Raw genomic sequence first — 20,600 nt, 5'->3', positions numbered from 1 at the left:
ATTTATAAATATTAAACAATAAATAATATTTTAATAAATTTATTTAATGCTTTATAAGCATATTAAGATATCTATAACCGATTAAACTGATATCCAGTAAGCATTAATAATAAATTAAAGAAATTATATAAAATATTTTCTTAAACTTGGAGTTTAAATTTTTTATCAATTCAGGTAATCATTTAAATACCTTAATTATTTACAATTAAATTTATTTACTTTTTGATCTACATTTCCTCACAACAAATGTACTATACTAACTAAATTTATTAATAATACTGTAGTTACAGTATACGCATCCACAACGGAAAAATAGGCACTAAATTTAGCAACCATTCGACAATAATAAAACCACTTGGTATTCAAATTCCACATCCACCATGTACAACATGCTCAGTAAAAATTTATCAATTTCTCTAACTTATCCGATAAATAGCAACACCGATATTTATTGCTAATCATTCCCCTTATGATGTTCATTGATCATTATTTAATTCAGATCTCAAGCAGTTGTTCAAACAGAAAAGACCCAATCACAGAATTCATTTTTTTATCTTTCTTTATTTCATCTCTATTAACGGATAAATAAACCATGTACAATGCCTAAATATTTCCTGAGTACGCGGCATCTCAAGAAATAATTCATTTACTTTTTTCAATAAGCAGGTTTTTCAAATGCATCAAACTGATGTTACTGAACGTTCGCTCTTTTCGTTAAGCTGGCCGATTTTTATTGATATTCTTCTCCATCTGGCCACTTTATTAATTAATACTTATATGGTGAGCCATGTTTCTACTTCTTATCTGGCTGCTATGGCTGTCGGTAATCAGGTATTTGATCTGTTTATCACCATCTTCAACTTTATCAGCGTTGGATGCACGGTCGTCATTGCTCAATATATTGGCGCAGGTAAACGAGATAAAGCCAGCCAGGCAATCCATATTTCTATTGCATTCAACTTCTTGCTTGGGTTTAGCTGTGCGCTGATTACTGTCTTCTTCGGCTATAAAATCTTGCATATCATGAATATGCCGGAACATCTGATGGAAGATGGCTTTAACTATTTACACATTCTCGGTATCTGTCTGATCCCCGAAGCCATTTCGATTATTTTGGCCGCGTGTCTGCGGGTTTATGGGAAATCGAAAGCGGCAATGTATGTTACTTTGATTGCTAACTTGCTGACAGTGCTAGGTAATATGATCGTCCTATATGGTTTCTTCGGATTACCTAAATATGGTCTGGAAGGTGTCGCCTGGTCTACGGTCTTTGGCCGGATTGTCGCCGTAATCCTATTATTCTGCCTGCTCAGTTATGGCCTGCGGATCAAATTTACGCTGGCAGGTTTCCTGCGCTGGTCACAAGGTATGTTGGGCAAAATCTTATATATCGGTTTACCCGCTGCGGGTGAAAACGTAGTGTGGATACTGCAATATATGGCGGCCATAGCATTCATTGGGCTAATGGGTGAAATTCCATTGGCAGCACAAACACTCTATTTCCAGTTATCATTGTTTGTGATGTTATTTGGCATTTCTATCAGCATCGGTAACGAAATTATGGTCGGTCATCTGGTCGGCGCTAAACGATTTGAAGATGCTTATATCCGTGGCCTTAATAGTTTGAAAATTGGTTGTATCGTCACGATTGTAGTGGTCGCTGCTTTCTGGTTTTTCAGAGTGCCAATTCTGCATTTTCTGACGCAAGATGAAGCTATTATCAAACTGCTGTTACCACTATTTCTGCTGTCCGTTTTTATGGAGCCAATCCGTACCGCGAATATCGTTATGGTGAACGCATTGCGCGCTTCCGGTGATGCGCGTTTCCCACTATATGCGGCCATGTTCTTTATGTGGTGTATTGCTATTCCGGTGGGGTACTTTTTGGGGATCAAAATGGAAATGGGCATTTTAGGTATTTGGATCGGTTTCTTCTGCGATGAGTGGCTACGTGGGCTTACTAATATCTGGCGCTGGAAATCGAAAAAATGGCAAACTAAACGACTCGATATTTGAATGATTAAAATAATTGTTCAACCAGTCTCCTCAGAGTAGTTTCTTCCAGTTCCCCCCCACACACAACAAGAGGTACCCGAATCGGCGCCTCTTGTTAATTTAAAGAAAGTCAATTCTCAAAAGCTGACGGGTGCTATTATTGAATAATAACCTCAGGTAGTTTACAGCTCATCAATGCAGTGGGTTCTCCGCGATACCCAGGAGTGTTTTGAATGACGAACGAGCCGGGCTATGAAATCAATTGCGCACAATTTATCAAAGTGTTATTGCATCAGAAGTAAAGCAATGTCGTCATTCAAAAATAAGGAGAAGACCGATGCAGGTTAGCAGAAGAACTTTCTTCAAGATCTGCGCGGGTGGTATGGCGGGAACAACAGTCGCCGCGCTAGGATTTGCTCCAACTGTGGCGCTGGCTGAAACTCGTCAGTACAAACTACTGCGCTCGCGTGAAATTCGTAATAACTGCACTTATTGTTCCGTTGGCTGCGGCATTCTGATGTACAGCCTGGGCGATGGTGCAAAAAACGTCAAAGAAAGCATTTTTCATATCGAAGGCGATCCAGATCATCCGGTCAGCCGGGGTTCTCTGTGCCCGAAAGGGGCTGGAGTGCTTGATTATATTCGCAGTAAAAACCGTCTCCAATACCCCGAGTACCGCGCTCCCGGTTCTGATCAATGGCAACGTATCAGTTGGGATCAAGCGATTGAACGCATTGCCCGTTTGATGAAAGATGACCGTGACGCCAACTTTGTTGAGAAGAATGAAAACAATGTCACCGTTAACCGCTGGCTAACAACGGGTATGCTCTGTTCCTCCGCAGCGAGTAATGAAACCGGTATTCTCGATCAGAAATTTACCCGCGCAATGGGCATGATCGCTATCGATAGTCAGGCACGCCTTTGTCACGGCCCAACGGTATCTGCCTTGGGGCCAACATTTGGCCGAGGCGCCATGACCAACAACTGGGTAGATATCAAAAACGCTAACATTGTTCTGATCATGGGTGGAAACGCCGCTGAAGCGCACCCAGTCGGTTTCAAATGGGTTATTGAAGCAAAAATTAAAAACAATGCGCAAGTGATCGTTGTTGACCCACGCTTCAACCGCAGTGCTGCTGTGGCCGATTTTTATGCTCCGATCCGTGCCGGTTCAGATACCGCCTTCTTACTGGGTATGATCCGCTATTTAATGCTCAACAACAAAATCCAGTCTGAATATGTTAAGGCTTACACCAATGCCTGTTTGATTGTTCGAGCAGATTATCAGTTCGCAGATGGCTTATTCAGCGGCTTTGATCAAGCCGCCAAGAGCTATGACAAATCCTCATGGCATTACGAAACCGATGAACAGGGGTATGCCAAACGAGATGATACGCTATCTCATCCACGCTGCGTCTGGAACCTATTAAAAAATCACGTTGAACGCTATACCCCTGAACAAGTTTCCAGCTTGTGTGGTACATCAGAAGCGGATTTCCTCTATATTTGTTCCCAATTAGCAACTACCGCCGTAACCCATCGTACCGCAACTATTCTCTACGCACTGGGTTGGACTCACCACACGGGCGGCGCTCAGATTATCCGCGCCGCTGCAATGGTGCAACTACTGCTAGGTAATGTGGGCATGCCAGGTGGTGGGGTTAACGCACTGCGCGGCCACTCTAATATTCAAGGCTATAGTGATCTTGGCTTATTATCACTGAATCTGCCCGGCTATCTGCCGCTGCCAAATGAGAAACAGGAGAGCCTGGCAACCTATCTGGCGCAAACAACACCAAAAGCGCTGGTTGCCAATCAGGTTAACTACTGGAAAAACACGCCGCGTTTCTTTATCAGCCTGCTAAAAAGTTTCTGGGGAGAACACGCCACCGCAGAAAATGATTGGGGTTATGACTGGCTACCTAAATGGGATAAAAGCTACGATATTATGACGCAAACAGAGTTAATGACTCAGGGCAAAATGAACGGCTACATCGTTCAGGGTTTTAATCCATTAGCGGCATTCCCGGATAAAAATAAGTCGAGTAGAGCACTAGCCAAACTAAAATATCTGGTGGTGATTGACCCGTTGATCACGGAATCTTCTAATTTCTGGCAGAACCACGGCGAGATGAATGATGTCAATCCGGCTGATATTCAAACTGAAGTTTTTCGCCTGCCCTCCTCCTGCTTTGCCGAAGAAAATGGATCGATTACTAACTCAGGTCGCTGGCTACAATGGCATTGGGCTGGCGCACAGCCACCGGGAGAAGCGCTGCACGACGGTAAAATTCTGGGCAAATTACTGCTACGACTGCGTGAACTTTATCGTGAAGAAGGCGGTGCTTACGCTGAACCTATCATGAATCTGTCGTGGGATCATCAAAATCCTGAAGATCCGACACCGGAAGAAATTGCCCGCGAAGCCAATGGTAAAGCATTAACAGAGATTAAAGACGAAAACGGCAATATCATTCTGAAAAAAGGTCAGCAACTTTCCAGCTTCTCCCAACTGAAAGATGATGGTTCCACCTCCAGCTTCTGCTGGATCTACAGCGGTTGTTGGACCGAACAAGGCAACCAAATGGCTCGCCGTGATAACGCTGATCCATCCGGTCTGGGCTGTACGCCCGGTTGGGCATGGGCATGGCCACAAAACCGCCGGGTACTCTACAACCGAGCTTCGGTTGATCCACATGGCAAACCGTGGGACCCAAATCGTGAGCTGATTAAATGGGATGGCAATACATGGCGCGGCTTTGACGTTGTTGACTATAGCAATGCAGAACCGGGAACCCACGTCGGACCGTTTATCATGCAACCAGAAGGGGTAGCACGACTATTCTCCATCGATAAAATGGCTGACGGGCCATTCCCTGAACATTATGAACCGATTGAATCACCGATCGACACAAATCCGCTTCATCCAAATGTTATTTCTAATCCAGTGGCGCGGATCTTTAGTTCCGATGCCCCTTATATGGGGAAAGCCAACGAATTCCCTTATGTTGCAACAACCTATTCCATCACGGAGCTGTTCCGTCACTGGACAAAACACGCCCAACTCAATGCCGTCATCCAGCCCGAACAGTTTATTGAAATCGGCGAAAAGCTGGCGGCAGAAAAAGGCATTATTCAAGGGGATGAAGTAAAAGTGTCTTCCAAACGCGGTTTTATCAAAGCCAAAGCAGTTGTCACCAAGCGAATTCAACAATTGACCATTAACGGCAAGCAAGTTGAAACCATTGGTATTCCTTGCCACTGGGGTTTTGCGGGGGCAACCCAAAAAGGCTTTCTTGCCAATACGCTCACCCCTTCCGTCGGTGATGCCAACACGCATACACCAGAATACAAGGCATTTCTGGTCAACATAGAAAAGGTGTAACCGGAGCGAATCATGGCAATACAATCTCAAGATATTATTCGTCGATCCGCCACGCATTCCTTTACCCCGGCACCACGTATCCGTGATCATCAAGAAGAAATAGCAAAACTGATCGACGTTACCACCTGTATTGGCTGTAAAGCCTATCAGGCGACCTGTTCGGAATGGAATGATATTCGTGATGAAGTGGGTTTTAATATCGGTGTTTACGACAATCCAACCATCAGCCCAACCGTAACGTTCTGGAAAGACATTTGGAAGCCGCTTGCCGCTGTGGGTTTCGCTGCAACATTCGCCGCCAATATTTTCCATTATGTCGGCATTGGTCCAAATCGTACCAGCGAACAAGACGAAGAACATGCCAGACAAGATGATGAAATGGCTGATGAATATTTTCGACACACCACAGTTAGCACGGAATTTGGCGAAGAAACATTATCCTCGTTGGTACAGAGAAATCCGTCAGAAAGCAAAACAGGAGGAAACAGATCCTTAGCAATATTTTAGTCTTTCCCAAAATTTAAACGAAAGTTATTGATCGAACGAAACGCAGTCTGGCAACAGACTGCGTTGATACTTGTATCATATATCTAAACATTACGATCAATATCATTGTAAATATATATACCCTTCATCTTTCAAGCTGCTGCTTTGTTGGCTGCTTTCACTCACCCCGGTCACATCGTTATCTATGCTCCCGGAGATTCGTTCACTTGCCGCCGCGCTGCAACTCGAAATCTATTAGGTATATTCATACCAAATAACCAATGAAATTATATTTTCAAATATAACTTGTTGTTATAGATGATAACAACAAATTATTTTATAGAAATCATCTATGAAATATATTTATATATAATATAAATATATAATTCCCGCAAAATAAATAGAATGTAATTACATATTAATTACAGTTACTATTTTAAACTCTAGGTAATTATATTCCCCTAATAATTAAAATTAACAATTCTAATAAACACAACAATTGAACACATTTATTTAAGATAAATTCATATATTTTAAATCCATTACCTAAAAAAATAGATCCACATTACTTTTAATGATTAAAATATTGGATAAACAACCACCATATTTTCCCATCAACATTAGCAGAATTATTTTTTATATATTTATAATGAATCGCTATTTACCTACCTTTAAAATAACTCTTATTAAGTAAATATAAGATTAACTGGCTTAACAAAGTTATCCAAATTGCCATTTCGAGCTAATAATCTTATTGAGAAATTTTTTCTTTTCACTATTATAAATCGATGAAAGGTTATTGAACCCATTAAATCAATCTATTACTCTTTAATCTGATTTATTTTTAAAGAAGCAAAAAATATATTTATTTGTTACGTTACAAGCTTGTAATTGAATTAATTACGATAGTTATTAGTTTTTAAATAATTAATTAGGATGCATTCAATGATAAGTAAGGAAACATTCGAGATATTTCCCTCTGTGGATATTGTTGACGGAATAGCAATGACATCAAATTCCGCAATTCGATTAACTCGTGGTGAAAGCCCAACATTACGCAGACCCTTAGGTACTCCGGCCGAAGTAGCGCTCGCCTGGCAAAATGCCGGGGCAAAATGGATACATGTTGTTGATCTTGATGCCGCATCAGGGCGTGGCTCAAACAGCCATCTTATTGCTGATGTCCTTGCTGCGGTCAACATTAACGTACAAGTCTGCGGCGGAATCAGAGATGAAACCATCTTGCGCAAAGTATTAGCAACCGGATGCCAACGCGTTAATTTGGGGACCGCAGCATTAGAAAACCCAGATTGGTGTGCCCGAGCTATTGCAGAATACGGCGATAAGATCGCCATTGCTCTGGATGTAAAAAGCACATCAGAAGGTTATCAACTGGCAACGCATGGATGGAATGTCAGCAAAGGCAATCTCTGGGATGTCCTCGAGCGCCTTGACAAACAAGGTTGTCAACGCTACGTCGTAACCGATGTTGAGCGAGGAGGCATGATGAGTTCGCCAAACTTTACGCTATTACAGGAAGTTTGTGCGAAAACGTCATCACCCGTCATTGCCGGCGGTGGTGTATCAAGCCTGGATGATCTCCGCGCTTTAGCCGATCTGTCCACTATCGGCGTCGAAGGCGCAATTCTTGGTCAAGCGCTACATATTGGTAAGGTTCCTCTCGAAGATGCCCTTGCTGCAACACAATCATTGAGACGTTGAATATGCCTGAATCTTTATCTCCCGCTTTGGATCTCCGCTCCATTGGTTTACTGGGCGAATTGCGTAGCGTACCTAAAACAAGCTATTTAACGAAAGAAGTGATGGCGCTGCCCGGTTTACTCACAGAGAAGCCAGCATTCGTAGGTTCCCGCGGTGTTGCCTATTACGAACAAAAACCTTGTCGCGAGCTACTGATGACGGTGAAATATTACACAGAATATATCTCTCAACTTGAGTGTACCGATAAGCTGTGTACTGCCCCATCGAAATATATCTTGGCCGATCATAGCCTGGCAAAATTGCTCAGAATTGTTGATAGCTTATTAAGTTCTCCACAGACAGTTAACGACGATATTGTGCCATTCATTGATGGGATCAAGGAGTGTGCAAAAGTCGTCAGCTCAACGCTGATGGGCACAGCATTCACCTTTTCACCCTCTTCGATCCATGACCTGAAATTGCCTTCATCTGCGGAACACAAAGTGCCCAGACCGTTTATTGAAGGGGATAATCATCTGTTAACTTTGGCCGCAGCCCAAATCGACAAATGCCCCAACTCCTCCGTTGTTGGCATTATGTTAGGAGGATCAGCGGCGGCGGCAGTCACAGCCGCAGCATGGGATAGTGAGCTCAATTTAGTGAAAGTTTCCCGTTACGATGATGCGTCTCGCAAAAGCAATCATCTCTGGGGGCGCAATATTCCACTTGGGCAAACCGTGACAATTATTGATGATAATTGCGGAACAGGCGACACCTTACGTCAGGCAGCCGATCTGGTCATGGCCCAAACCGGGCAACGTCCGAAGGCCCGTGCCGTCGAACTGCATTGGGAAAAATTATTACGTAGCCGCGTTTATGGGCATGCTGATCGTGTATTCAACCCTGAAACTTTAGATGTATTGACGCCTTGGTGTTTCAGGCATCATCAGGTTCTGGATCGTTTAATTAATCAGCCCTTCGCTGATGATAAATATGTTCATACCACCACGGAGGATTGGGTTGCCTATTCATACAGTTTATTATCTGTCCTTCATGACACCCTGACAGACTCCACATGGGCAGCCAAGCTATTGCGCTTTTTATTAAATCTAAAAGCACAAACACCGCTGAATTATGAACAGCCAATTGACGCCTTTAAGGCCCTGGCATATCAATGTTCTGAATGTTCAGCTCGCAAAAACCGGTTTGGAAAAAGGGAGGTCAATTAATTATGACAACAGCACATATTATTTGGGATTGGAATGGCACATTACTTAATGATGTCCATGTTTCACTGAGTGCAACCAATTTCGCATTAGCAGAAATTGGCATTGAACCGCTGACACTGGAACAATATCGGGAACATTATTGTGTTCCAGTACAAACTTTCTATAAACAAGTGATTGGCCGTGAACCTTCATCTTCTGAATGGTCAGTGATCGGAAAAATATTTAATTTTCACTATCGACCAGGCATTCAGAAAGCCAATTTAACGGAAGGTGTCAGTCAGCTCCTCGCTTCCCGTTATGAAACAGGCGCAACTCAGTCATTATGTTCACTGATGGAACATCATGACTTGGTCCCTATGCTTGATAATCATGGTATTGGCAAATTCTTTACCCAAATAGATGGTAGAAATACGCCATTATTGATAACCGGCAAATCAGAGCAGTTAGCTAACCATCTCAAAAAACTCAATGTTGCTCCTGAGCAAAGTGTGGTTATTGGGGACGCCACCGATGACGCAATTGCCGCATTAGCAGCGGGAACCCATGCTATTCTTTATACTGGAGGGACTCATAGCCGTGTCAGTCTTGAAACTGCCGGCGTTCCCGTGGTTGATACATTAAGTGAAGCGCTATTAATAGCCGATTCTTTAATCTATAAACAATAATATACCCTATGAATTTCAAGATGCATCGCGACGGCAAGGGAGCAAATCCCCAAGAGCATAGATAACTATGTGACTGGGGTGAGTGAGTGCAGCCAACAAAGAGGCAACTTGAAAGATAACGGGTATAAAGAGGCTATTCAAAATAACCTGGTAAAAAAGGGATAATTTATAACGATATACGGATAGATATTTAGCATATTAGTTTTAAAAGAGCAGTTTAGTATTTCAAAGCAAATTATTCATTTTAAAAATGATCATCAAAAGTGATGATTTAACTATTATTTGAAATAAATATACCCAATGGATTTCAAGATGCATCGCGACGGCAAAGGAGCGAATCCCCGGGAGCATAGCTAACTATGTGACCGGGGTGAGTGAGTGCAGCCAACAAAGAGGCAACTTGAAATGATGACGGGTATAAATAATTAAGGAATAGATCCATGTTAACTGCTGTAGTTGGACTCCAATTTGGAGATGAAGGTAAAGGAAAATTTGTTGACTATTTATCTGGCAACATCAATAACATTGCCCGATTCAATGGCGGCGCTAATGCGGGTCATTGTGTGCAACACGGTAATCTAAGAGGCTCATTTTCTCAATTACCGGCCTCACTCAACAAAAAGAATTTATATATCTGCCAAGGTGCTTTAATCAGTCTTCCCGTTCTGGTTAAAGAGATCGATTTTATACAAAAAGAAAAAATTGGTTCTAATATATTTATCGATCCGCGATGCCATATCGTATTGCCATTACACTCTGAGTTAAATAGAGCATCAGAAAAATATAAAGGTACGCAAAAGATAGGTTCGGTTGGCGTCGGCGTCGGGGCCTGTGTTGAAGACAAAGCCAATCGTCATGGCATTCGGCTTATTGATACGCTTGATAAAGAGAAATTAAGAAGTAAATTAGAATTTCTTTGGGATATCAGAGAGAAACAGATCAACCATGTCTTTAATGCACAAACTACATTAGATTTTAAAGAGATGTTAGAAACAACTCATCAATATGGCAAGAGAATAGAACCTTATTTCACGTTCACTAATGAAGTTATCGGTGATTTACTTAATGCTGGAGAAGATGTTTTACTTGAAACATCACAAGCCACTTTCTTAGATAATAGCTTTGGTTCTTATCCTTACACTGTGGCATATCAGACATTAGTGCAAACCTGCTTTGCGATGATAGGAATACCTGCACAGAAAATGCATGTTGTCGGTGTGATGAAATCTTATATGATCCGTGTCGGTAACGGGCCATTCCCCACAGAATTATTAACAGAGCAGGCTGATTACATTCGAGAACGCGGAAACGAGTATGGCACCGTTTCAAAAAGGCCGAGACGTTGTGGCTGGTTAGACTTATCCCTGATTAAACACGCGGTGAAACTCAATGGCGTAACAGAACTCGCTATAACGAATGTTGATGTTCTTGCTGATTTACCCGAAATAAAAGTTGCTATTGCCTATGAAATTGATGATAAGCTCGTCTGTTGCAATGACGCATTATTGCAGCTCGATAAAATCAAACCTATCTATAAGACATTTAAGTCCTGGGGAGCACTTAACTCATCATATACCCATTTAACGGAACTGCCTATTGAGCTGATTGACTTCTTAGCTTTTATTCAAGAATATGCTGGAGTCCCAATCAAATATATTTCCTATGGGCCAGACAGAAATCAGACATTAGTCATGAAATAAAAGTGTGGAGAAAATAATGATTAACTATGTAACAGGGTTTATGTTTTCTAAAGATAAAAAACATGTCTCCCTGATTTCAAAATTACAACCCAGTTGGCAAAAAGGGAAACTCAATGGGATCGGTGGAAAAATAGAAGCTGGTGAAAGCCCTCAACAAGCAATGGCAAGAGAATTTGCGGAAGAAGCCGGCATTGAAACACGTCCTGAAGAGTGGCGATTATTTACTGTCTTAACTCGCCCTGACGTTTATCAGGTGAATTTTCTCTATATGTATGATGATCGCGTCTATTCTGTCAATTCTATTGAAAAAGAGATCGTCAATATCTATGAAACAAATTCATTACCCGATAATGTGATCTATAACTTACGTTGGTTAATCCCGATGGCGGCTGATGAACATTTACGTTTCGATAAAGAAATAGAGATAACAGAAATGCGGGGTTAAATACAGTATAACAAATACGGCATCTAATTAACGTTCTAACAAACACAGAAGCACCTGTGCTTAAAATCGGTGCTTCTGTGAAACAAAAAACAGCGTTCTAAGCAGAGGGCTCGACAAAGTTAACATCCGACCACACGGAAATAATCGCAACCGCCCTGGCCTGTCCCCCGGAGCCGTCAGTCTTCAACAGAATCGGCGCCACAGACAGTTGTGTTGAGGCGGTATAACTATCTTCCCCGAATTTAACGTATCTCGCGTTTTCCCCTGCGCCTCGGTGCCCGGTATTCAGTGATAAAGGTTTATTAGCAGAATCGGAGAACACAAAGGCAACTTCCTCTATTGACGAAGCCAGCGCATTCGGTTTCCCCGGGACAGACGGCCCATCGATCCGGTAGAGCAGACGTGAATGTTGAAATACCTCATCATCACCGGAGCATGTGCTGCTTATCCCTATTTGTCTGGCCGACGCCAGTGGGCCTCCCACCTGTTTACCGATTCTTTTCACCGTTCCCCAATCCACCGATGAGGGTGTCAGGACAACCGCACAGGCGGATGGCTTTTTGACCGGCGAGAGGATAACCGTGGTCCACAGTGGTTTCAGCATGCCGTTAGAACCCGACATAACCGCTGGAGTCCAGCCGATCGCGCCCACTGACAGGGGACTGCCTCCTGCCTTCGCATTGAAATTGCCGTCACTGTCCGGGTAAATTGCCCCTGTCACAGTGCGGACACTGACATCAACCAGACCGTTGGCATCGGGAATACAGGGAATGTTAACGCCGGCATTCCCCCCAGCCAGACTGGCTGAGCGATACGTACCGGATAAACCGTGTGTCTGGCAAGAGAGTGAAGATTGCCCGATATCAATCATAAAGTCGCCAGCTCGTCCTACCCGGACGCGACTCGGTGACGACGAAGAGATTAATAGACTCATTCCAGACTCGACCGTGTAGGCCATAAACTGTGTTCCCTCAGGAACACGACAGGTTGTCGACCAATCAAGAGGGCCACTGGTGGTATAACCGACTATCTCATCACGTGAGTAATCACGCTTATCTTTGTTGTTTGGCGCCATTGCATAACCGGTAACATTGCGAACCATCTGCACCAGTTCAATCTCACAGTCTTGATAACTCTCTGCCGCCTGGAGTGGCAAAGTGGTCAACAATAAAAAGAGCAATGCTACCCCCAAACCCATAAGGATTGAGACAGGATTTTCTGCATTACCGCTCCATAAACGTTCAGTGTTTAACATTCTTCTTCTCTCCAAACTACTCATCTGTTCAAATCGCTTACAGACACGCAGCATCTGCCTGCACCAGTTGTCCAAAGGTCTCGGACGGTACCTGATAATGGATGGTACATTGTTGCGTTGCCCCGTTTCCCCATTTGACTTTCACGCGACCGGAGGGGGGCATACCGCTTAGATAAACCCGGCCGTTATCGCCCACAATGCCGCTACCAGCCTGAGCGGTATTCTCTTCCAGTATCGCGGTAGCGCCAAAAGGCACAGGTTTGCCATTATGTGTCAAAGTCAGCAGTAACTGGCTGCCTGAGCGAACCTGATAGTTTGCCAGCGTCACTGCTCCTCTGGTCGGATAAACGTTCTTACTGGTCTGGTCAATATCCACACCTTCCGGCAGAGTGGACGGGTCCAGATTAATCGTGTTTTTTTGGTAGACCGATCCGCCCGGCAGTACGGCGTAACCACGCCAGTCTGTCTGCACGTTGCCGTCACCGACCGTCACCCCTTTCGCTCCGGGCGCACGGACCAACACCGCTTCATCACCCAATGAACGTGATAGCGTCATACCGTAAGGATGGATTAGGAGGGCCCCGGAAGCCCCGTAAGTGAAATGATAGCTATTTGCGCTGTCATTGTAGCCCAGATTAACGTTCCCCTGACTGCCTTGGTAACTCAAAGATAACGCCCGGCTGTTTTGCTGGCCGTTGCTCCCCCAACCTTGCTGGAGGTTATAATTCAAACGGTTATCCCATAACATGCCGCTGATACCAGTCTGCTGAGTGGTGTTACCCTGCGAGTCGCGCGAGACCGTATAGCGGGAGTAAACGCCTCGTAGCGCAGACGATGATCCAAACAAACTGAGCGGGACCTGCATATTGAATGACACTTGGCGATTCTCCGACCAGTTACCAGCCCCTTCCATACGATAAATGTTATAACTCAGGTTATAACTGATCCCCATCAGCATCGCGTTATAACCCAGATTCAGATTGTTGTCGGTACGGCCATTCCAGTAATCGTTGCGCGTCCCGGAGGCATAGAGACTGCCCCAACGTCCTAACGTTTGATTCACGCTCACCTGCCAAGTGCTTTGACGTCGGTCAAGCGCCCACGGCGCCTGATATTCATTCAGGCTGTACCCCATACTGTTAACATCACTGAAACTGTAGTAATGCTGAGTGGAATAACGATAGGCGGCCAGATCAATACCGGTGCCGGTACTGATCAAGTTCTTAGCGTATTTCACCCGATAAGCTTGGCCCTGTTGCCGATTATTTTCCTGCCCTTTAATTCCTTGCAATTGGGCACGAGCAAATGTCACATCCGCAGACAATGCGCCTAATGCCCCCAGTGATACGCCCGAGCCTAATACCCCCGACTGGTAGTTGCCAGCGACCAATCCCCCGCCGTACAGGGTGATATTGTGCGGCAAACCATAGACCAAAGTGCCCAGCGCAAATACCGGGAAACGGCTGCCATCGGTGAGGTTGCCGCCGTGATATTGACCGGCCGTCAATTCATATTTAATGCCGCCGGGACGCTGCATCATTGGAACAGACGAAGAAGCGAGGGTGGAAACCCGGGTACTGCCATCTTCCTCTTTGATCGTGACCGTCAGGTCGCCAGAATCCCCGGTGGTGTACAGGTCGGTGAAACGAAATGGCCCCGGCGCTACCGTGGTTTGATACACGGTATAACCATTCTGGGAGACGGTCACCTGTGCATTAGAGTTCGCTACACCGGTTATCTCCGGGGCAAAACCGCGCTGGCTGTCAGGCAACATGGCCTCCTCGGAAGCCAGTTTCATGCCACGCAACGGGATGCTGTCAAAAATATCCCCACCGGTATAGGTTTCACCCACCGTGAATTCACTGCGCAGCGACTGCACATTACGTTGCAAATAGGTATTACTCACCTGCCATTGGGTCTGCGTAGAAGGGGAAAAACCGGCGGGCCGCTCATTGCGCTGGCGATTGTAACTGTAAGTTTGCGTGCTGCGCAGACGCCACGGCCCTAGATTCAATCCATTACGAAAGGAGGCAAACAGATTGCGGGAGCGTGATCCGCCGCCAGTTTCCTGACCGTCGTAACGCCCTTCCGAACCGTTGATAGTGTAGTTCATCAAAAAGGCCGGGATACCGTTATCCCACAGTGACGGATCGACCATCTCAGAATGGTGGGGCTGCATAGCCGCCTGAGGAACCCTGAGGTCCAGACGCAAACGGGCAAAATCCAATATCGCACGGGCGTGTGGGATCTGTTTCGTCAGATCCGTGATGGCATTGTCGCTCGCTTCTCCCTGAAAAGCCGGTAACCCGCGAATATTGACCCCATACTCTTCAAGCTGTGCAACCGTTAATACCGGTTGCAGATGGCTGTTGACCAATCTAAATTCAATCTCGCGGTTATCCACCTTATTCTGGTTCATATAGACATCCACCAGATAGCGTCCCGGTGCGATATACCCTGCATTTTCATACGCCGAGAGATCGATATGCTCCTGCTCCCCCGTCGCCCCCATCAGGAAAGCGGGATTAAAGTATTCCCGCGCAGAGACGGACAAGGTTGTCGCCGTCAGTGAGCATAGCAGACATAGGTATACAGGACGGAACCGGAAACTGCCCGGCTGACCGGGCGCACGTTGGCTATCCGCCCACAACGCAGGCGAAAATAAAATGTTTATTGTCATAGCTCATCTCTGCTTCTAACTTAAGCCTATGCTGTTGATCTTGAGGCCCCTTTGCCGGTCATTGCTCGCAGATGAGGACGGGTTATAACGGAACATGGCGATCCTGATTGTCGCCGGGAAAACGCCAGACCAGTGGCCCCAGTATCCCGGCGGTAAACGAATGGGTTTGAAACAACTGGGTTTGAAACAACTGGGTTTGAAACAACCGGGTTTGAAACAACCGGGTTTGCATGCCTTTTGGAGGCACCATTGCCTGACGGATACGGTCATCTGCCTGTTGGCTGCCGACTTTCAAGGCAGAAAAGGTCAAAAAATAGGGAGTGGGATTTTCCACCCGCAATTGCATCCCATGAATGGAAAATTTCACCTGTTTAGCCACCGTGGCGTTATCCCGATCAGGTACTCCTTGAGGACGATAAAAAAGCCGGATATTCATCTGTAAGGCAACCTGCACTTGCGATGCTTTACCTATTTGGCGGCTTAATGTCGGCACCTCTGCGGTATCCGGTACGGCGACTCCCGGAATAGCTCGCAGCGAGACCACAAAGGCCGATTCCCGGTCCTGTGGTAACTGCCCGCCAAGCTGGCGAATACGGAACGAAAACTTCTCGCCAGCCTCGACCCGTTTTAACGGCGGCAGGACGATAAAAGGGGCAATTTGCCCGGTTTGGGTGTCAAAACGACCGGTATCCGGGTCCATCGGGCTGACAAATCCCTGTACCAGATAGCTCTGCGCCGTGTGATTCGTCATACTGAGCGTCACGCCGCCCGGGCTATCTTTAGCCACATAAGACAACTGCATCGGGGAGAACGATAACCCTCGATTATCAACCGCCTGCGCCTTGAATATATTCCCTAGCAGTAGGACAAAACCGAGGGAATAAAGCATTAACCCCCAGTGTGTTCGCCCATGCTTGTTATTGACTCTTTTCATTCTTCCGCCTCCACAATTTCCCACTTACATAATTTCCCACCTACATAGAAAACAATGGCGGATTTAACGCGCCGCCCTGACGGTAAATAAGTTTGAAGCTCCGCCGTAATCATTAATCATCGACCAGCTCACCGAGCTTTTTCCCTCCTGCCCGGCATAGGTCACACAATCCTGCGGCGCTATCATTGAGGGATAACGATTTAGATCGAGCGCCTGTCCATCCAGCGCGAGACTGTCCAACGACAGGAAATACGGGGTAGGATTGCACGCCTTAATGCCATCATGTTGCGACTGGAAGCTAAGCTGTCCATACGCCTCATCTGGCAACACCGGCAAGCCATGCGGTCGCCAGAAAAACTTGATCCGCATTCCCACACTCATTGACGCCTGCTCTCGAACAGGCTCCTCCGTCACCCGCTGAGTTGCAGGGATGGCGTTCATCTGTATATACCCGAGCGATTCCCGATCCACTGGAAAGGGAGGTTGATTAAACGTTGGCAAAATACGCAAGCTGTTCTGACTGTGGGCCTCCAGCCTGAACAACGGCGGCGTCATCAAAAATGCGGAAGGGTTTTTCTCCTGATCCTCAGTTATCCTTACTTGCACCAGCCACGCCTGAGATGTGGTATTGATCACCGTCAGCGTTTGCGCCCGTTCCCCTTGGGTAAAAATCACCCGGGTTTTATTCAGACTGATACCGGCGGCTTGACAGGATTCTATGCCGGTCATCCCTAACCCTAGCCAGAACAACAATGGCGCCAACCGGTACCACGCTGGACGTATCCGACCTGCTTCCACAATGCCTCCTGAAACCTGATCTGCACTCAGTGATAGTCAAATTGAAATTGAATGTGCGCGGTCAGTTCACCGGGGGTCGGCACAACCGCGCCGGATTCATGCCGCATATCCATCAGGAAGGTGATTTGACTGTCTTTGGCGGCGTTACCCGATAGCGCCAAATCCACATAATCGCCATTTTTCAGGTAGCTCCCCAACCCACCTCCCGGCAGTTGATAGCGCAGGCCAAATCCCACATTGCCCGCTACAGTGGAGGCTTTATCCCGAAATAACGTCGGGTGATCTTCTGACGCGGCGCCGGCTATTTTAATGGCCGGAATACGGCCGGCTCTGGCTGCCCCCGCACAGCCTGACAACGCCAGCGTAATGGGTTTGCTGCCCGCCGCCGCAATACGTTTCGTACTGTACTGCACCTCGGAGAGCGGTACAGATGAAAACACCACCGGGGATGATGTTTGCATATTGAGCTCACAGGTTGGCTGCTCCAGCGTCAACGTCAACGTCAGTTCTGCCGTGTTGGGACTCGCGCTTCCGGGCAAAGGAGCGATACAGAGCAGGCCAGCCAGGGTTGTCTGTCTGATAAGGGGCCGCAGTTTTCGCACTACAGTATCTCCCCTTGATAGGTGGATTCTCCGCCGAGGTCATTAATCACCGTCCAACTTACTTTGGCTGGATAATGCCCTCCTTTGAGTAGTAAAGAGAGGTCAGAAAATGGGGAGACCATGTTCGCTTCCTGCTGCGTCATCACCTCCTGTCCACCCACTTTTAGGGAGGTTAAGGTGATGTAATAGGGTGACGGATTGGTAACCGTTATTCCCGCGGCAGTCGGTTTGAAACGCAGCGAACCAAATCCCTGCTCCGGCGAAACCGACAGCCCTGACGGGCGATACATCAACTTAATTGTGTTAGCTATAGCAAACTGTATTCCGCCGGCGACATTCTTCTGGGAGCGATTATCGGATTCAGAGCTTAACGGAATGGCCTTCGCCGTAAACCAGAACAGGGATTCCCGGTCGGTAGGCAGCGACGGGCCAGTTTTGATGATACGCACCTGATTCTGGCTATCTGGTTCCATACGAAACAAGGGCGGCGTCACCAGAAATGGCGCGGTTTTATCTCCTTCAGAAGTAGAACTGACTGTCGCCTGTATCAAATAGACAGCCTCTTTACTGGTATTGCTCACTGAGACGGTTGTCGCGCGGCTATCCGCTGGATAGATAATGCGGGTAGTATTGATCCCCACGCCTTCCGCCTGCGCGGAAATGACCGGGCAGCCTAACAGAGCAGTCACTATCATTGCTGTAATCAATCTTTTCACTGACACACCTGAAAATTGTCTGATTTGGTATTACGTAAAGTAAGAATTGGGCCTCCCTGTCCAATTCCACGGCTATATGTTTCTAACGCCTGACGGCGTTGAATTAGTCATACGCGACTTTCACGGTCAGGTTCGCTTTGGAGTCAGCTGCTTGTACCACCGACGCCGTACCAATCTTAACCAACCCCACCTTAAGCGTGATGGCATTATCACCGGCTACTCCGGGACTGTATTGGGGATCTTTTAGGTTAATTGCAGCGCCTCGTGCCACGGGCTTATCATTTATCGTCAGGCCAACCGCATGGTCGGCAATTGCAGTATTACCCGTGGTGTTAACAAGCTGAAAGTAAGCGGCGCCTGGTCCTGCTGCGGCGCCAGAAATCGTCAATTTAGCGCTTTTCGCGGAACTCCACAGAGGGCATTTCTCCGTTTTAATCGTGACGAATTTTTGCGTGTTAGCTAAGATTGCTCCCTCTGCCTTCCCAGTAAAATCAGACACCAAAGCGGTGAGACTAACAGGTTCTATTGCTGCAAACTTACAAGTCTCCGCAGTCACTGAAGAGCTTATCGCCAGAGTACCGGCACTCACTTCCTCCGCCATAGCCTGCGACATCCCCCCCAGACACAGTGCCGCTATCGCACAGGTCTTCAAAATTTGTTTTTTCATTTCATCTATTCCTTATTATCTATTCGATAGATTTTGCCTAAAACAACATCACGACAAGTAAAACAGCCAGATCGCTAACGCGATGCGTTTTACTTATCAATTAAGTTATTTTTTTGCTGGTTAACTTCTGAATTTTGATTAAACCGTCGCTAACATATCTATTTCTGAGCGGGAAATATTGAATGGCAGTTTGTTCTCTTTTTGAGACAATTAGTTATTAGTCCCCCCGACATATTCAACATTAATACCTGAACGTTATGATGTCGTGAGTGTTCCATCTATGCATCAAATAACGTATCCGTCCGGCACTAGGATCGAGCCCTTCATTACAATGACTTCACTTGCCCCGATTATGATAGAAACCCGAATGACGAGAACTTTTAATAGCAGAAAATATCCGCACTGACGATACGGCAGTTTTGCCAACAAACCGATATTTCTACCACCCGGTTTTATCACCACCGTCACGTTATTTCTCTTTTACAACAAAAATGGTTGCGTATCTTGCCGGGTTTACAGGCTGGCTGCATGTGGATGGTTATCAGAGATATGAGAAACGGAAGCCCAACTCGTAGGTTGTATAGCCCATGCCCACCGTAAATTTGTGGAAGCGAAACAAGCGCAGGGGAAACACAAAACGGGGAAGCCGATATTGCGCTGAGTTTTATCCAATCACTTTACCGGGTAGAACATCAGATCAAGGGATTAAGCCCGGAATAGATTTCGTTCATCCGGGCACTGTAATCACCCTGTAATGCCCGCAGCTCTTTGGCAACCGCAACGCACTGGTCAGCCCCTGAGCAAGTTGTTATTCGTTCCTGAGCCGATATTTATCCCTGACAGTCGCACGACAACTGCTATCTCCCTGACAATTGACCAGTTCTTCACTCCTTGAGCGATTCTGGTCAACGCTTAAGTGATTATTGTCCACAGTGATTTTTTGTTAGAGAAGAAATAGTTTCATGTTTTCCCAGTGCAATAATTTCACAGCCAGGATCATCAAACGTACCTAATATCATTAAAACGATACCACCATGTTGCCAAATAAAACTGGCCCAATCTGAAACATGTTGAATCTGCGTTATATCTAACTTTTCATAAACATCTTCGTTAGGAATAAGTGCCAAATATGTTTTCTTTTCAGTTAATACTAACTTTGCGGCTGATTTTAAATCGGAAAGATAAAAATAGCATAATCCTGATAAACTCAAGCCTTGTGAAGACTGAACCATAACATTCTGTTTTTTTAACGCAAACTCTATATCATTGCTTCTTGATTTTAATAACCCCCAAGTTTGTTTATATCTAATAATAGATGTATCCGGTTGAACGCCAGATAGTT

Annotated in this window: 16 protein-coding genes and 1 pseudogene; 9 read left to right on the top strand and 8 right to left on the bottom strand. The window is 45.7% G+C overall.

Annotated elements, in window-relative coordinates:
- The first annotated feature begins 675 nt into the window (after window positions 1-675).
- The 9 genes and pseudogenes from OO184_RS02500 (at window position 676) to OO184_RS02465 (ending at window position 11,606) form a co-directional block, all read left to right on the top strand.
- Window positions 676-2,016, top strand: coding sequence for an MATE family efflux transporter (locus OO184_RS02500; protein ID WP_049583321.1), 1,341 nt, complete (start codon window positions 676-678; stop codon window positions 2,014-2,016).
- Window positions 2,017-2,332: 316 nt separating this feature from the next.
- Window positions 2,333-5,380 (top strand): formate dehydrogenase-N subunit alpha, encoded by a 3,048-nt coding sequence (gene fdnG, locus OO184_RS02495; protein WP_265377839.1) that lies wholly within the window; start codon window positions 2,333-2,335, stop codon window positions 5,378-5,380.
- Between the two features lie 12 nt (window positions 5,381-5,392).
- Window positions 5,393-5,599 (top strand): annotated as a pseudogene (locus OO184_RS25435) (formate dehydrogenase subunit beta); the annotation flags it as partial.
- Window positions 5,579-5,887 carry a formate dehydrogenase N subunit beta transmembrane domain-containing protein gene (locus OO184_RS25430; protein ID WP_446500467.1) on the top strand — a complete coding sequence of 103 codons (309 nt, stop codon included), beginning with the start codon at window positions 5,579-5,581 and terminating at the stop codon, window positions 5,885-5,887. The pseudogene OO184_RS25435 and the gene OO184_RS25430, both read left to right, overlap by 21 nt.
- A 924-nt stretch (window positions 5,888-6,811) precedes the next feature.
- Window positions 6,812-7,588, top strand: a complete 777-nt coding sequence (locus OO184_RS02485) for a HisA/HisF-related TIM barrel protein (RefSeq protein ID WP_265377837.1) — start codon at window positions 6,812-6,814, stop codon at window positions 7,586-7,588.
- Window positions 7,589-7,590: 2 nt separating this feature from the next.
- Window positions 7,591-8,796 carry a phosphoribosyltransferase gene (locus OO184_RS02480; protein ID WP_265377836.1) on the top strand — a complete coding sequence of 402 codons (1,206 nt, stop codon included), beginning with the start codon at window positions 7,591-7,593 and terminating at the stop codon, window positions 8,794-8,796.
- 2 nt (window positions 8,797-8,798) lie between these two features.
- A complete protein-coding gene (locus OO184_RS02475) occupies window positions 8,799-9,461 on the top strand; it encodes an HAD family hydrolase (RefSeq protein WP_265377835.1) in 663 nt (220 codons plus the stop codon).
- A gap of 440 nt (window positions 9,462-9,901) precedes the next feature.
- The gene (locus tag OO184_RS02470) at window positions 9,902-11,161 is read left to right on the top strand and encodes an adenylosuccinate synthase (protein ID WP_265377834.1); all 1,260 of its coding nucleotides are present in this window, start codon (window positions 9,902-9,904) and stop codon (window positions 11,159-11,161) included.
- Between the two features lie 16 nt (window positions 11,162-11,177).
- Window positions 11,178-11,606 carry an NUDIX domain-containing protein gene (locus OO184_RS02465; RefSeq protein WP_139655144.1) on the top strand — a complete coding sequence of 143 codons (429 nt, stop codon included), beginning with the start codon at window positions 11,178-11,180 and terminating at the stop codon, window positions 11,604-11,606.
- 97 nt (window positions 11,607-11,703) lie between these two features.
- Here OO184_RS02465 and OO184_RS02460 read toward each other — a convergent pair whose 3' ends face one another.
- The 8 genes from OO184_RS02460 to OO184_RS02420 form a co-directional block, all read right to left on the bottom strand.
- On the bottom strand, window positions 11,704-12,861 hold the full coding sequence (locus OO184_RS02460; RefSeq protein ID WP_265377833.1) for a hypothetical protein: 1,158 nt from the start codon (window positions 12,859-12,861) through the stop codon (window positions 11,704-11,706).
- 37 nt (window positions 12,862-12,898) lie between these two features.
- The gene (locus tag OO184_RS02455; RefSeq protein ID WP_265377832.1) at window positions 12,899-15,541 is read right to left on the bottom strand and encodes a fimbria/pilus outer membrane usher protein; all 2,643 of its coding nucleotides are present in this window, start codon (window positions 15,539-15,541) and stop codon (window positions 12,899-12,901) included.
- A gap of 82 nt (window positions 15,542-15,623) precedes the next feature.
- Window positions 15,624-16,475 carry a fimbrial biogenesis chaperone gene (locus OO184_RS02450; protein ID WP_265377831.1) on the bottom strand — a complete coding sequence of 284 codons (852 nt, stop codon included), beginning with the start codon at window positions 16,473-16,475 and terminating at the stop codon, window positions 15,624-15,626.
- 63 nt (window positions 16,476-16,538) lie between these two features.
- Entirely contained in the window at window positions 16,539-17,273 is a 735-nt protein-coding gene (locus OO184_RS02445) for a fimbrial biogenesis chaperone (protein ID WP_265377830.1), read from the bottom strand.
- A 26-nt stretch (window positions 17,274-17,299) separates the two neighbouring features.
- Window positions 17,300-17,875 (bottom strand): fimbrial protein, encoded by a 576-nt coding sequence (locus OO184_RS02440; RefSeq protein WP_265377829.1) that lies wholly within the window; start codon window positions 17,873-17,875, stop codon window positions 17,300-17,302.
- Window positions 17,875-18,591: a fimbrial biogenesis chaperone gene (locus OO184_RS02435; RefSeq protein WP_265377828.1), complete on the bottom strand. Its 717-nt coding sequence runs from the start codon at window positions 18,589-18,591 to the stop codon at window positions 17,875-17,877. Before OO184_RS02435 ends, OO184_RS02440 begins: the two co-directional genes overlap by 1 nt.
- Window positions 18,592-18,694: 103 nt before the next feature.
- Window positions 18,695-19,258, bottom strand: coding sequence for a fimbrial protein (locus tag OO184_RS02430; protein WP_265377827.1), 564 nt, complete (start codon window positions 19,256-19,258; stop codon window positions 18,695-18,697).
- A gap of 920 nt (window positions 19,259-20,178) precedes the next feature.
- On the bottom strand, window positions 20,179-20,600 hold a 422-nt coding region (locus OO184_RS02420; RefSeq protein ID WP_265377826.1), incomplete at its 5' end, for a hypothetical protein.

It is taken from the genome of Photorhabdus aballayi (genome assembly GCF_026153155.1).
Taxonomy (GTDB): Bacteria; Pseudomonadota; Gammaproteobacteria; order Enterobacterales; family Enterobacteriaceae; genus Photorhabdus; species Photorhabdus luminescens.
Note: the sequence above shows the minus strand (reverse complement) of the source record. Positions and strands in the feature narration are given on the sequence as shown.